Source organism: Enterococcus sp. 10F3_DIV0382, assembly GCF_002140245.1.
Classification (GTDB): domain Bacteria; phylum Bacillota; class Bacilli; order Lactobacillales; family Enterococcaceae; genus Enterococcus_B; species Enterococcus_B lactis.
The window spans coordinates 57,127-71,636 of the sequence record NZ_NGMF01000004.1 but is presented as its reverse complement, the minus strand read 5'-3'; the positions used below and the strand labels follow the sequence as shown (position 1 = coordinate 71,636).

12 protein-coding genes are annotated in these 14,510 nt (G+C 38.1%); 2 read left to right on the top strand and 10 right to left on the bottom strand.

Features of this window, described 5'->3' with window-relative positions; all coding sequences use genetic code 11:
- Nucleotides 1-87: 87 nt before the first annotated feature.
- From A5849_RS14510 to A5849_RS14470, 9 genes are all read right to left on the bottom strand, one after another.
- Nucleotides 88-1,656, bottom strand: coding sequence for a glycoside hydrolase family 43 protein (locus A5849_RS14510; RefSeq protein WP_002310863.1), 1,569 nt, complete (start codon nucleotides 1,654-1,656; stop codon nucleotides 88-90).
- Between the two features lie 3 nt (nucleotides 1,657-1,659).
- Entirely contained in the window at nucleotides 1,660-2,070 is a 411-nt protein-coding gene (locus tag A5849_RS14505) for a DUF4064 domain-containing protein (RefSeq protein WP_002344942.1), read from the bottom strand.
- Nucleotides 2,067-2,990: a pectinesterase family protein gene (locus A5849_RS14500; protein WP_086310208.1), complete on the bottom strand. Its 924-nt coding sequence runs from the start codon at nucleotides 2,988-2,990 to the stop codon at nucleotides 2,067-2,069. Before A5849_RS14500 ends, A5849_RS14505 begins: the two co-directional genes overlap by 4 nt.
- A complete protein-coding gene (locus A5849_RS14495; protein WP_002316991.1) occupies nucleotides 2,987-3,865 on the bottom strand; it encodes a dienelactone hydrolase family protein in 879 nt (292 codons plus the stop codon). Before A5849_RS14495 ends, A5849_RS14500 begins: the two co-directional genes overlap by 4 nt.
- Nucleotides 3,852-5,189: a glycoside hydrolase family 28 protein gene (locus A5849_RS14490; protein ID WP_002344940.1), complete on the bottom strand. Its 1,338-nt coding sequence runs from the start codon at nucleotides 5,187-5,189 to the stop codon at nucleotides 3,852-3,854. The genes A5849_RS14495 and A5849_RS14490 overlap by 14 nt, the downstream gene beginning before the upstream one ends.
- Before the next feature lie 2 nt (nucleotides 5,190-5,191).
- A complete protein-coding gene (locus A5849_RS14485) occupies nucleotides 5,192-6,295 on the bottom strand; it encodes a glycoside hydrolase family 105 protein (RefSeq protein ID WP_002310857.1) in 1,104 nt (367 codons plus the stop codon).
- Between the two features lie 73 nt (nucleotides 6,296-6,368).
- Nucleotides 6,369-7,874 (bottom strand): extracellular solute-binding protein, encoded by a 1,506-nt coding sequence (locus A5849_RS14480; protein WP_002310856.1) that lies wholly within the window; start codon nucleotides 7,872-7,874, stop codon nucleotides 6,369-6,371.
- On the bottom strand, nucleotides 7,840-8,532 hold the full coding sequence (locus A5849_RS14475; RefSeq protein ID WP_002316990.1) for a YesL family protein: 693 nt from the start codon (nucleotides 8,530-8,532) through the stop codon (nucleotides 7,840-7,842). Before A5849_RS14475 ends, A5849_RS14480 begins: the two co-directional genes overlap by 35 nt.
- A 21-nt stretch (nucleotides 8,533-8,553) precedes the next feature.
- Nucleotides 8,554-9,528 (bottom strand): sugar ABC transporter permease, encoded by a 975-nt coding sequence (locus A5849_RS14470; RefSeq protein WP_002320509.1) that lies wholly within the window; start codon nucleotides 9,526-9,528, stop codon nucleotides 8,554-8,556.
- Nucleotides 9,529-9,825: 297 nt separating this feature from the next.
- On the opposite strand from A5849_RS14470, the gene A5849_RS14465 reads away from it, so the two are divergent.
- Nucleotides 9,826-10,698, top strand: a complete 873-nt coding sequence (locus A5849_RS14465; RefSeq protein WP_002310853.1) for a carbohydrate ABC transporter permease — start codon at nucleotides 9,826-9,828, stop codon at nucleotides 10,696-10,698.
- Between the two features lie 352 nt (nucleotides 10,699-11,050).
- On the opposite strand, the gene A5849_RS14460 is transcribed toward A5849_RS14465, so the two are convergent.
- Complete coding sequence (locus A5849_RS14460; protein ID WP_002310851.1) at nucleotides 11,051-13,249, bottom strand: helix-turn-helix domain-containing protein; 2,199 nt, start codon at nucleotides 13,247-13,249, stop codon at nucleotides 11,051-11,053.
- A gap of 230 nt (nucleotides 13,250-13,479) precedes the next feature.
- Here A5849_RS14460 and A5849_RS14455 point away from each other — a divergent pair, with 230 nt between their 5' ends.
- Entirely contained in the window at nucleotides 13,480-14,472 is a 993-nt protein-coding gene (locus A5849_RS14455; RefSeq protein ID WP_002310850.1) for a LacI family DNA-binding transcriptional regulator, read from the top strand.
- Nucleotides 14,473-14,510 lie beyond the last annotated feature (38 nt).

Here is a 14,510-nt window from a genome sequence, read left to right as displayed (position 1 = left end):
TATAAGAGACAGGTATCATAGATAAACAAAAAGATTCACTAACTAGCAAAAACAAGTTAGTGAATCTCTATTTATTAGAGAGATAGATCATTCATGATCTTTTCCATCATACTTAAAAAATTCAAAGTCAGCATAACTTCCTCTTTTTCTATTTAAATCATGTACGACTATCCCGATAAAATTCCCCGTAAATCCACCTGAGAGTATACACATGTTTTTTTGTAGACCTACTTCCTTCCATTCTTCAGATGGTGTGTCTTTCAAATAAAACTGTGCTGTCTCTTTCTTTACGGCTACTTTCAAGAAAGTCTTCTTTTCTGTGAGTGGAATCCTCCACTCTTCTATTTGTGCAACTCCGTTTTCTGATTCTATCATACGAAGACATTTTCCCTTGTTTTCATCCCAAGTAACATAGCAATAAATATAATTGGATTCGTTTAGGTACAATACCAGTCCAGCCATCTGATTAAAATTATTAGGTGTATATTCAAATGCTGTCTCCGCATCAAAAGTAAAATCCGTTTGCCGAATAGCTAATAAGTGATGGCCAAAGGTAGATTGAAGAGATTCACCGGCAATCAGTCGTAAAAAACCAGGTCTAGTTTTTGTATCACACCAATCAGCCCTTGGCAAAATACGTCTGGCATTCCAGTTCTTTTTTAGCTCTCCTTCGAATGTATCCATAAACTGATACGCTCTTTCTTGTTGTACCTCTTCATTCGTCTCAATCATTATTTCTTCCATCGGAGCTGTCTGGCTATCTTTTAGTCTTAACCAATCGTCGGACGTCCAATACACTTCTTGGATAGCGGTTTCTCTTCCCAAAATAGCCGCACCGTTTAATGGTCTGGTACAAAGATATGTCATGTACCATTTTCCTGACGGGGTTTGTACTAAGCTCCCATGTCCTGTACACTGCAATGTAGAAGCAGGTTTGTCACTAGCTGTCAGCATAGGAAAACCAGGATCAAGCTCGTAAGGACCAATAATATTCTTTGCTCGGCAGACTGTGACTGAATGTCCTCTTCCTGTACCTCCTTCTGCCGTCATCAAATAATAATACCCGTTACGAAAATACAAATGCGGTGCCTCCGTTTTCGCTAATTCTGTACCTGCAAATATTTTATAGATGGGACCATCAAGCTTCTTCTTCTCTGCATCATACTCTTGCAATACGATACCGCTGGACTTATTCGGTGTGTCCAGACGATAATCCCATAATTCATTGACAAGCCATTTTTTTCCTGTTTCCAAATCATGAAACAAAGAAGGATCAAAGCCGTTACTATTTAAATAAATCGGTTCGGACCAAGGTCCTGTGATCTCAGATGCAGTAATCAAGTAATTGTGGACATCTTTAAACGGACGGCCTGCACTTTTGACATCTGTGTAAACAAGATAGAACAATCCATCAGCATAACTGATTTGCGGTGCCCATATGCTTCCGTTTGTAGGATTTCCTTGCAAAGATACTTGAGTGGTCAAAATATCCGATGTATGTGACCAATTGACTAAATTTTTCGACTCATATACTCGAATTCCTGGAAGCCATTCAAAAGAGGAGACAATAATGTAATATCGGTCTTTCGCTCTTAAAATATTAGGATCTGGATTGAACCCTCTCAAAATAGGATTTTTTACTTTGATAGTCTGCATGATTCAGGCTTCCTTTCTTATTCTTACTCGATACAAACTGAATGCCCCAGCGGCAAAATAAAAAAATGCAAAAGGAAACGCAATAAACTGAGTGCCGACCAACAATATAACACCTGTTATAAAATACAAGCCAGTGGCAGTTGTTAAGTATTTTCCTTTAGCCGTCAAAAATAGTGCTACTGCTAAAAAAGCAAGTGAAATAAACAATACAACGGCAAACAGACCAGTCATGTCCTGTAATAGCTCAAATGTATTTTCTAAAGACAAAGATGGATGATCGACAGCAAGCGACTGATAACTTTTTTTAAACTCTGACGCAGACATATTACTTAAAGTAACTGCTAACCCGCCAAAGAAAATCAGAGATAGGCTGCCACCGATCATTCCTAGCAATAGTTCCCATTTTCTTTTCATTTCAGAACCCCCTGCTTTTCTAAATGGATCCATTCAGGTCTTTTGATTGGTGTTTCATAATTGTTATTTCGTTCAGAGAATTTGGCAGTCTGTTCATTTTTCTTGTCATCCCAATTATCCCAACCAGTTGGGTGAACATGCCCACCTATCTTACATGCTTCAAACACGACATTTGCATACGGACGCCACGGTCTTCCTAAATAGACGTTTCTAGTATCAGGCTCTGCAGTCAAGGTACAGCTTTCAAAACGATACCCTGATTTTTGTTTTTTTGGCGTAGATGCTGCTGTGATATATCCAGGATTTTTACTGGCTAAGCTATGGATACGGCACTGGCGAAAAATTGCATCTGCCCCACCAAATATGAAATCCACCGTTCCTTCAATCCAGCAATATTCATAGGTCTGACGACAATAATCAGGATTGACAGAAGCCGGTGTACAAAAGGGTGTACCATCTTTTTGCAAGTCAGGCAACGGACCCGTGCATAAAGTATCCTGATAACCAGTTAGTCGACAGTTTTTTAACAACACGCGATCTCCTGAATTGAATAAAGCAACAGCTTGACCTACTTTTTCTCCTGGACCTGCTGTATTTTCGATGTGAAGATTTTCTAATACGACATTCGATCCTTCTAAGAAGAAAGTAGCACTTCGGAAAGTCCCTAACTGGCTACCGTCAAGATACTCCTGTTTTGCAAAACGATTACCGGAGATCACTACTGTTCCTGTTCCCACAAGTTTAAAATTGGATAATCTGCTTTCTATATATTCATCATATCTTCCTTCTTTTACTATCAAGACCTTTGGATGGCTATCCGGCAGGTCTGCCAAATAATCGATTCCTTCTTGGATAGTTTCAAAATCCGTCGGGGTATCTATAGAATTTTTTCCAATTATCGGTTTGTCTTTCATCCTCATAAATGCTCCTTTATGAATTGTTTCCAAATGTTTCTCATTTCTTGTGTTTCCATATGACCGCCTGTTAAAGAAAAAGAAGAAAAGTTTTCTGGACTACCCATTGATTGATACTTTTTGTCCAGCCCTTTTCTCAGCTTCAGTACGCCTTCGTCCAAGCACATCGTATCGTTTTTTCCAACTAAGCTAAGACGAGGGCGCGGAGCGATTTTTTCTTGGATTGCTAACGTTGTATAAGCTGTCAGTAGGTTTGGCACATAGTAATAAAACCCATGATGATCTAGGCGACGATGTAGCAAAAGTGTTTCGATGTCCACCTGTGCTGCTAGATCAATACAAACTTTGACACGAGAATCCAATGCCGCCACCCACCAGCTTAATAAGCCTCCCATAGAAAGACCAATCGTTGCAATCCGTTGAGTATCTGTGTCTTCCCTTGTCTCCAAATAATCGATCAAGCTGATCACATCATAAATACGCATTCCCCATAACGTTTTTCCTGTTAATAAAAATTGTTTGAACAACTCACTTTCGGAAATACCTCCGCGTTCTTCAAATCCCCAAGCATCAATCGACCAAACAGCATATCCCATTCCCGTCAGTACTTCTGCAAAAGATGGAGAAGCTAAGTAAGGAGCACCATGGATCAATTCACTTTTCCCGACTGAAAAATCTCCGCCGTGAGAATGCAGGTAAAGGACCGTCGGAAACGGTCCTTCTTTCTCCGGATAAGCATAAAGTGCTGGTACTGTTTCCAATTCATTTAAGTACAGTTGATAATATTCAAGCATAAACCCATTTTGTTTTTCTCTGTATAATCGCTTTCCACTAGGAGTAAGTCTGCTAGATGGATCACCTAAAAAGTCATTCAACTGCATAAGCAAAGTTTTTACGAACAACCAGCTCATCCATATTTTCCGATTGAGTTGACCGGAATTTCTCAATACTTATTTCTTTCGTATTTTCTAATAGAAATGCTGGTCCTTCATGATTCTCAATCGTCATTTGATTAAAGGTAACCTTATCCGCAAAACCAATGTAAAATCCTTGCTTGCTCATTTCCTCTATCCCTGTCATCATAGCAGGGACACCGGGAACTGCATCTTGGGCCATTGAAACATCAATATTATCAAATGTGATTTCTTGTATAAACTGTTCTGCTAATCCATAAATAAATCCTGCAGAAGCATGGACATTCCTTGCCGTGATATTCGAAAAATGGATCCTTCTGAATGCTGGTGTCCGCTCATCTATCGGATAAGCCGTTTTTTCCCATACATATGGTTCTTTTCCTCGCGGACCGCAGAAATAATAAAGATTCAGTATAAATGGACACATCACATTATCCATGACTATATTGGATACTCGAATGTCTTCAACGATCCCGCCTCGACCTCGTCTAGATTTCAATCGTATTCCTCGATCAGTTTCTTGGAAGATACAATTTGAAATGGTAATATTACGTATACTACCACTCATTTCACTTCCTAACACGACCCCTCCGTGTCCATGGACCATCGTACAATTTGTGATCGTGATATTTTCACAAGCAATCCTTTCGTACGTATCTTCAGTCCCTGCTTTGATTGCGATACAGTCATCTCCCACGTCAATATGGCAATTACTAATACGCACATTTTTGCAGGATTCTGGATCGATTCCGTCTGTATTTGGTGAATCTGCTGGGTTCAAAATCGTCAAGTTGTCAAACGTCGCGTTGCTACAAAGAATTGGGTTGATCGTCCAGCTTGGTGACTGGATCAGTTTGATATCTTTCACAGTGATTCGATGGCAGTTATGGAAACTCATCAATTTAGGACGAGGATAAGCCAGATTATCTGGTTCGTTTCGGAAAGTATTCCACCATTTTTTTCCATTTCCATCTAATGTACCAAAACCAGTGACAGAGATGTTCTCTACATTTTGAGCATAGATACAGGAAGCATAGACTTTTCGATGGACTCCTTCCCAACGTGAATGAACAATAGGATAATCTTTTGGATCGTCAGAGAATTTCAAAACCGCCCCTGCGCTCAAATGAAGTTCTACATTGCTTTTTAAAAATAAAGCCCCTGTTAAAAATTCACCTGCTGGCACAACCACGGTCCCGCCTCCTGCGCTTGCTGCTGCATCAATCGCTTGTTGTATTGCTTCAGTATTCAATTCATCAATTGATGCGCCAAATGTCAAAATATCATACATATTTATAATGCCTCCACTTCGATTAATGCTTGCAAGAATGCACCGACACCTTTTTGATCATTACAAATAATCGGCTCACTGATGTAGTAAGCGTATGAACCATCTCGTTGTTCTGCTCCGCCTAACCCTGCTACTTGACAGTTTTTGTTCAAGTTCAACCAGCCTTCTTTTGTTTCAAGAACAAATTCATCGAGTAGTCCTTGATGAGATTTTTTCACTTGCGGCAGCCACTCTTCTTTGTTCAGCAAGCCTAAGCGTATCCCTTTAGCCATTGCGTAAACAAACATACTGCTGCCAGAAGCTTCCAGATAATTTCCTTTCCGTTTTGTTTCTGTTGTTACTTGATACCATGTCCCACTGTTTTCTTCTTGATACGGAAGTAGTGCGGTCAATGTCTTTTCTAAAATTTCCTTCAGCAAAGAACAATCCGTTTCCGCATGAAGCAATTCATAGGTATCTGCCGCAGCCATCAGATACCAGCCAATCGATCGACTCCAGAAATGATGAGATAAACCTGTTTCTGGGTCAGCCCATGGTTGGACTTTCTTTTCATCCCATGCATGGATTAATAAATTTGTTTTTGGATCGAATAAATGTTTATAGCTGATTTCAAACTGTCTCAAGACATCTTGGTAATCTTTTTCTTCACTAAAATTCTGGATAAATTCAGCATAAAATGGTGAGCCCATATATAATCCATCTAACCAAATTTGATAAGGATAAATTTCTTTATGCCAAAAAGCCCCTTCGGATGTACGCGGATGGTTTGCCAACTGCTGGGAAAGGAGTTCTGCTGCTTTTTTATATTTTTCTTCGCCTGTTTCTTTGTACAATAAAAAGAAAAGCTTTCCGGTATTTACATGGTCGATATTGTATTCTTCAACGCTGTAGCCACGGATTGTTCCATCTTCTTGCACGAAATAGTCGATATTGTCTTTTATGAAATCAAAATAAATTTTTTCTTGGGTTTGTTCCCAAAGTAATTGGAACCCTTTAAGTACGACGCCATAGTCATAAGACCATTTTCCTTTATACCACTTTTCTTCATATAAGCGAGGTGTTCTTTCCATGATGCTTTTTGCTAATTTCTTTGACCAGTTTTCCATTATTTACTCTCCTTTAAAAGTTAAAATAGGATTTGGGACAAATACCAAGAAGTATTTGTCCCAATCATCTATACTATTGTGCGGCTTTGTAAGCTTCCTCGTACTCTTGTGTGATTCGGTCGCCACCTTGTGCTTTCCAGTCTTCTACAGCTTTCTTGAATCCGTCTTCGTCAAGCTGTCCCATGATGTATTGCACTGTAGCATCAATAACGATTTTTTCGATTTCCGACCCTACTTCATTGTTCGTTGCAGAATCCAATGGTACAGAAGGATCCATTACAGCGAATTCTTCGTTTTCTTTGATCAATTGATTCGACAATTCTTTTTCAGGATCTGCATCTTTGAAAGAGAACGTCACTTCACTAGGGCGAGAACTTGATAGCGGTTGCACTTCTTGTTGCCAAAGATCCATATCGATAAATTCAATAGAACCATCATCATTCAATTCATAATGTGTTCCCTCAATACCACCAGTCATCAATTTATACATATCTTCTTCTAGAAGATCATCAACAAATTGCAGTAATTTCTTCAATTGTGCTTCGTCTTTTACTTGTGATTTAGGGAATGCTAACAAACCACCAATACCATTTCCTTCTGACCAAACATGATAACCGCCGCCTTCACCATCTGAAATCTTGTTTACAGGGACTAATTCCATATCATCTTGAATACCTTGTCCCATTGTCTTCAGGTTCTTGATATCCACCATCCCAGTGTAGATTCCTGTTTTTCCTTGTGCAAATTGTTCTTGCTGGTCAGTCTTTTGAGTAACCGCAAAATCTTGTGCCAAATAGCCATTCTCAAATAGATCTCTTGAGAAGTTCAACGCTTTCATGTATTCTTCTGTATCAAATTCTGGAGTAAATTTGCCATTATCATCTACAGCCCAGCCATTCGGTGCTCCAAAATAAGAAGTGAACAGCTTAAAGCTGGTATAACGAATATCACTAGGCGCACGATCACCAAAACCAACTGTATCATCCACACCATTTCCATCTGGATCGTTTTCTGTAAATTGTTTAGCTACTTCGTAAAGTTCATCCATCGTAGTTGGAACATCTAATCCAAGATTATCCAACCAGTCTTTTCGAATGACTAAACCAGCACGAGCATAATCCTTTTGCATTGGCACACCATACAATGCTCCGTCGATACTTGCAGCTTCGATTCTATCCTCAGAGATTTGGCTTAAGTTTTTATAGTCTTTTAAATATTCCGATACATCCCAGAATACGCCTGATTTCAACGCACTTCGGACAGAAGAGTTTTTCAGCATAGCAATTTGAAGTGTAACGATATCTCCTAGTTCGTCAGAAGCCAATGCAGTTGTCAGTCTTTCTTCTTTTGAAGCATCAGGAATCCAATTGAATGTAAGTTCCGTATCGGTTTTTTCTTCTATTAGATTCACGATTGTGTCAGTTGGTGGGGAAGCATGGTGTAAAATATTCAACCAAGTGATTTTGGTTTTCCCATCTTCTGTTTCTGAAGAACTGTTGTTTGAACTGTTGCCACATGCGGCAAGTGCTAAAATTCCTGCAAAACTAAGACCTAATTTTACGAGCGTTGCTTTTTTCATAAATTTTCTCCTTCACTGTTTTAATGATATTTTTGTTTTCTTCTGTTTTTTCTGTATATGAGTTCTTCCATTCCAAATGGCAAAATATAGAATTTGCTGTCCACGTGACTGCGGAAAAGAAGAGACTGCCACCGATAAAGGTTAAAACACCTGGCATTGTTTGGATGATCATCAGGTAAATACCCACCAGACTTAGTATTAATACTAATGAATAATGAAGATGAGAGAATCCGAACAAAAATGCCATTTTCATTTTGAAAAAATATCCTTTCCAATCATAATGTGCCATAATTGGAAAAATATAGAGTGCTGAGAGCAAATACAAGAACGCAGCAATATACAAAGCGATTCTAAGATACCAATTGTGTATGAAAGAAAGATCCACAAGTAAAACAACTCCGATGACGCCGTATATCCAGCTCATCAGCAAGGTTTCACGATAGTTTTCTTTAAAATATGAGAAGTACGTTTTCGTCAAAGGAAATGTTTCTTTTGTGCGCAGCCATTTTCTAATCACTGCAACCATTGCATAAGATGCAGGACCAAAAGTAAAAACCCCCAGACCTGCAATGACTAAACCACCCCACAGAAAATTCAAATAAACCAACTGTAAAATACGATTTAGCCTTCCATTTATTTTATCTAATGACTGCAGCATGTCTTTTCCTCTCTTTCTAAATTAGTAAACGCCGTCTTCTCCTAGCTTTTTGGCGATCTTGTTAGCTAAAATTACCATGAATAATCCTACGACCCCTTTAAACAATCCCATTGCTGTACTGAAACTTAATTGTCCATTCTTCAATCCAGCTGTATAAATGTAGGTGTCGAAAATTTCTGCAACACTTCGATTCAATGAATTCAATAACAAGTACATATGCTCGAAACCTAAGTCCAGTGTCTGACCGATTTTTAGAATCAGCAAGGTAATGATTACTGGACGAATCGCCGGCAATGTAACATGCCATGTTTTTCTCAAGCGTCCTGCGCCATCCATTTCAGCTGCTTCATATAACTGTGTATCTACTGCAGTGATTGCTGAAAGGTAGATGATTGTAGACCAGCCCAACTCTTTCCAGATTACTTGTCCAATATAGACTGTTCGTGTCCACTCAGGAGATGTCAGAAAACTGATTTTTTCGAATCCCATCGTTGCAAGGAATTCATTCAATACCCCTCCGTCAACGTTCAAAAATACATAAGTAATCGAAACGATGATTACCCAAGACATGAAATGAGGGATATAAATGATCGTTTGAATCCCACTTTTCAGTCGCTTGTTCGTTACTTCGTTTAATAGTAGGGACAAAATAATTGGCATCGGAAAAAACACGAAGATATTTAACCCGAACAAGATCAAAGTATTCCTTAATAAAGTAAAGAAAGTCGGCTCTGTAAACAAACGAATGAAATGTTTGAATCCCACCCAAGGACTGCCCATTATCCCTAAAAATGGTTGATAATCTTGAAAAGCAATAACGAGCCCTCCCATAGGAAGATACCTAAAGATCAGGAAATAAAGGACCCCCGGCAGAATCATCACGTATAAAAATTTATTCGTTTTGATTCCTGCAATTATTTTTTTTCGTCTTCTGAGCTTTTCTTCTTTTTTCGATAGCGTCAGTTGAAATGGTTCTTGTTTCTTTACACTTTCCATAAGCCCCTCCTTAGTTTTATGAATGTTTGCTGCTTATGACTTTATGATAGATAACTATCCGAATTACGTATATAATCATTTTTATCGCACGTAAAAACGCTTACACGACAATGATTTTTATACTCGCAAAATATAAAAGTGTATTTCTTCACAAATAAGATACGCCTAGTAACTATTCTATTTTTTTCTATCTGGCACTTAACGTAGGAAATGATTATATACGTAATCTTTCACCGATGATAAATTGAATACATAGAAACAGAACATTTAATTTATTTTGAGGAGGAGCCTATCTATATGAAAAAGAGAGTCTCTATAGGAGAAAGAAGTTTTACATTTTTCAACAATACGTTTCTGATCTTGCTAGCTTTGATCTGTATCGTGCCTTTTTTAAATATCATCGCTACATCTTTCGCTTCTACACAAGAAGTCGTCGCGAAAAAATTTATCCTTTTCCCTACTACCTTTTCTCTAGACGCGTATCGCTATATTCTATCTACGCCAACTATTTTTAGAGCACTTGCTGTTTCGATTGGCGTTACCGGGGTTGGAACGATCGTCAGCATGTGCGCAACTTCACTGATGGCATACGGGCTTTCCAGAAAGTACTTGTTTGGTCGAGGATTCGTCAACTTTCTTGTTGTATTTTCTATGTTGTTCAGCGGGGGAATGATTCCCACATTCTTGGTTGTTCGTTCTCTGGGACTGGTCAATTCTTATTGGGCAATGATCTTACCTGTAGCTGTTAATGCAATGAACATGATCATTATGAGAAACTTTTTCCAAGCCTTGCCGGATAGTTTGGAAGAATCGGCAAAAATGGATGGTTGCACAGATTTTGGTGTATTTTTCAAAATCATGCTACCATTAGCGTTACCGTCTATTGCTACTATCTCACTTTTTTATGCTGTTACTTACTGGAACACTTATATGACCGCTATTTTGTATATCAACGATTCATCTAAATGGCCGATACAGATCCTTTTACGTCAGATCGTCATTGTATCAAGCGGGATGCAAGCAGAAAGTAGTGCCGTTGATGTGATTCCACCAGCACAAACAGTTAAAATGGCTGTTATCGTTATTGCCACAGTCCCTATGCTGATTGCTTATCCTTTTGTTCAGAAATACTTTGTCAAAGGCGCACTCGTAGGTTCTGTTAAAGGTTGATTGTGTATGGGACATAAAATGGAGGTTGTGAAAGAGACGTTCAGCCTTATTGTTTATAAGCTGTCTCTTGAACACCGTTTATTCGCAAAAAGGACTGTGACAAAGCTTTAGTCACAGTCCTTTTTGCGTGCTTAGCCTTGAAATTTAACTATCCATAAAGTCAAATACTAAGGTTATTCTCCTTTCTTTTATTGCTTGAATCAGATCACAAGAAAAACAGCCTCTTGATTAAACGGCGTTTATCTTGTTGATTCTGCGGCAATAAAATCAGCCAGCACAAAACATGAAATGCTGTTTTTCGCTGTCCTCTTTTATTGCTTGAATCAGATCACAAGAAAAACAGCCTCTTGATTCACAAATATTTTTTTCGATATTCTCCCGGAGTGATCGATTCTTTCTTTTTGAAGAAACGAATAAAATTTTGCGGATTTCGATATTGCAGTCTTTCTGCAATATCTTTTACAGAGAGATTTGTTTCTTTCAACCACTTTTTCGCTACCTCTAGACGATGATTTTGGACGAAATCACCAAATTTTTCTCCTGTTTCCTTTTTAAATACATTGCTTAAATAATTAGGGTTATAATGCAACCTATCAGCAATCACATCTAGAGATAGATCACGGTCATATTCTGTATAGACGATGTGCATGATATTCTCCGAAAGATTTTTAAATTCATGATCAGTGATTGCTTGAGAACATTCTGTGATTGGCAAGACTAATTGTTCTAAAACAAGTTTTTCTAGCTCTTTAGGATGATAATTATTCAATGCTTTTACATAGATTTGTTTCATGTTATCAAAATTTTTTGAATCTACTCCCAATAACTGCCCTAATTGAACGAGCTCATTGATCAAACGGACCGAAACTACTTCTCGGCTCAGAGGATTTTTATTTTGTGCGAACAATGCATTAATTAATTCATGTACCAGCTTCCTTACTTCCTGATTTCCGGAACGAATAGCTTCAAACAATCGATTCTGTTCTTCTACTGGATATCTAATAAGCGTTTTTTCATGCGCAGCAGGAACAATTTCCTGATAAAATATGATCGAACTCGGACCAGTATTTACACGATAATACAGGGCTTCTTTTGCTCGGTCAACCGATTGCTTGCTTTCATTCAGCGTTTCGAATCGGTTACTGATACCTATACTCACAGTTAATTTCAAGTATTCTTTTACACGTTTTTGAATGAGTCGGCAATACTCCATGACTTTTTTGCTTGCTTCTGCATCGTCTTTATCCATTCGATAAATAGTGGCTTGCATTTCTTCATTCAAAACGATCGGCAGCATTCGATTTTCCTTTGGCACAATTTCCGTGATCATGTTGTTGATTGCTAAAAGTAGCAAATCACGCTCCCCACCGTGACTATCTTCTAACAGATCGATTTGAACCAAGGCCGTATAATAGCAGTCATTTTGAGAACTATAACCAAATTGCTGCAACCGCTGGTCTAGTTCTCGCCTTTCTACTCGATTTCTAAATAAACTAAGTACAAATAATGTTTCTAGTTGTGGCTTTTGGGTAACTAAGTGTGCACTTAACGCTTCTTTTTCTCCTATGATCCGACTGACTGATTGAGCGACCAAATCTAGTTCTTTCCCACTGAATCCTTTTGATTTAAGATTCAAACGTTCCTGAATTTGAGAAATTGGACGGGCAAATCTGTCCGAAAATAAATAGGAAAGGAGACCGATCAGTCCTACCAGCGTCAAAGACACTGCAACTAACCCGATTCTCAGATTGCGAATCGTTGCTCCAATTGCACTAGAATCAACTTCTAATCTGTAAATCCAATTATTATAATCTGATTTCAGTACGATATAGGATGTCCCATTTTCTCTTATCACTTTCAACTGGTTGTACTCTAGATCCACATCCGCTAATGCTTCTGGCTGCTCTTCTTCTTTTACTTTCTGTGTAGAAAAAAGCTTTCCATCTTCGTTTTCGATAGAAAGTATATCTTCTCCACTTTCCCCAACAACTTGTTCTATTGTATGTTTCTCTATCGTAGCAATTCCCAATGCATATTTTTCTTTTTCAAACATTGGTAAAGGAATCACCATTTCGATTCCTTTATTTTTCTTTTGCCAAAATAAATTATCTTTGTTATCTATGTACTTTTGTTGATACCTTTCAACTTCCTCTTCAGTCAGTTGAGTCAACGATCCATTGATTACTCCCCATTTACCAGCTAAACTGAGTAAATCATAATTATTATCATCCATAACAATTGTTTCTATAAAGTTTAGCTCTTTCCTGATTTCAGAATAAGTGGAGTAATTTGTATATGTCAGCGGATGCTTGAATATATCCGAGAAATTTTTGGTCGAACCATACGTAGAAAACGAATATTCGATTGTTCTGATTTTCCATTCAACGTTCGTTTTGACTTGCCTGAGTAGGTTCTTTTTATCTGTTAAATAACTCGATTCGATCGACTCATAGGTATTCTGATAAATAAATAAACTAAATCCTATGACAAGTACGGCTCCTAATAAAAACATCGGTAAAAATATTTTATAAAACACTGTACTTTTCTTCATTTTCTTCCTCTCTTCCCTTTAAGTAAAAGGCTTTCATTTTTCTGTAAAATTGATACTCATCTAATTAAATGAGCATTCCCCGTTTTTAAGAATAGCATAATTAAAAATAAAAAGCCAAGTAATTTTTAACGTGTGCAATCTTTTCATACCAAAGATCTATTGACTTATCGTAGTTATCGTAATATGATGAATGCGTTAACAAAAAGTGAAAAAGTAAGGAAAATGATGGAATGGTAACGATCAAAGATATCGCTAAAGCAGCTGGTGTTTCTCATACGACAGTTTCTCGTGCTTTGAATAACAGCAGTTTAATCAAAAATGAAACAAAACAAAAAATACGGCAACTAGCTAAGGAAATGAATTATTTGCCGAACTATAGTGCAAAAGGTTTAGTAAATCAAAAAAAATATCTTATCGGACTGTTTTTCTCAAGTTTGCATAAAGGAACTTCATCAAATTTCCTAGCAGATTCCATTGCAGGTATCCATTCAGTGTTGGACACAAACTACAGCTTATCTGTCGAAAGTATCGATGCTGTTGATTTAACAGAAATCAATTTGCAACGTTATGATGGTCTAATCGTTATGAGTCAAAGTGATGAAGATCAGCCTTTTATCGATTATCTAAAAGAAAAAGAGTTTCCCTTCGTAGTTGTCAATCGTCACATCAATGATCCAGCGGTTATCAATGTTACTGCCGATGATGCGGCCGGTGTTATGCAGGCAGTAGATTACGGTATTGGGTGCGGACATACGAAGATCGCTTATATTGGTGGGAAAAAAAACTTTCGTTCGACAAAAGAACGGGAAAAAGGTGTATTGGACAGTCTAAAAAAAGCAAGCATCCCTGCCAATCCAGCCTATTTTTTAACAGGGGACTACAGCTTAGAAAGCGGCCTCCAAAACATGGAGTACCTATTATCGCTTTCTGACCTGCCTACTCTGGTTTTTTGTGGCAACGACGACATAGCGATTGGTGCATTGAGAGCTGTACATTCAGCTGGTCTTCGTGTTCCCCAGAACATTTCTCTGATTGGGTTCGATGATTCTCCAGTCGTCTCCTATCTTAATCCACCGCTTACTACAGTACACAAACCGTTGAAAGAAATGTGTCAAGTAGGAACAAAGCTTTTATTGGATTTGATTGAAGACAGGCCGATCGAACAATCTAAAATGGAGCTCTCCACCTTACTGATGCTTCGTGAGTCGATCAATTACTTGTAAACTGCAAGTAATTTTATATAAAAATGTTAACGTGTGCA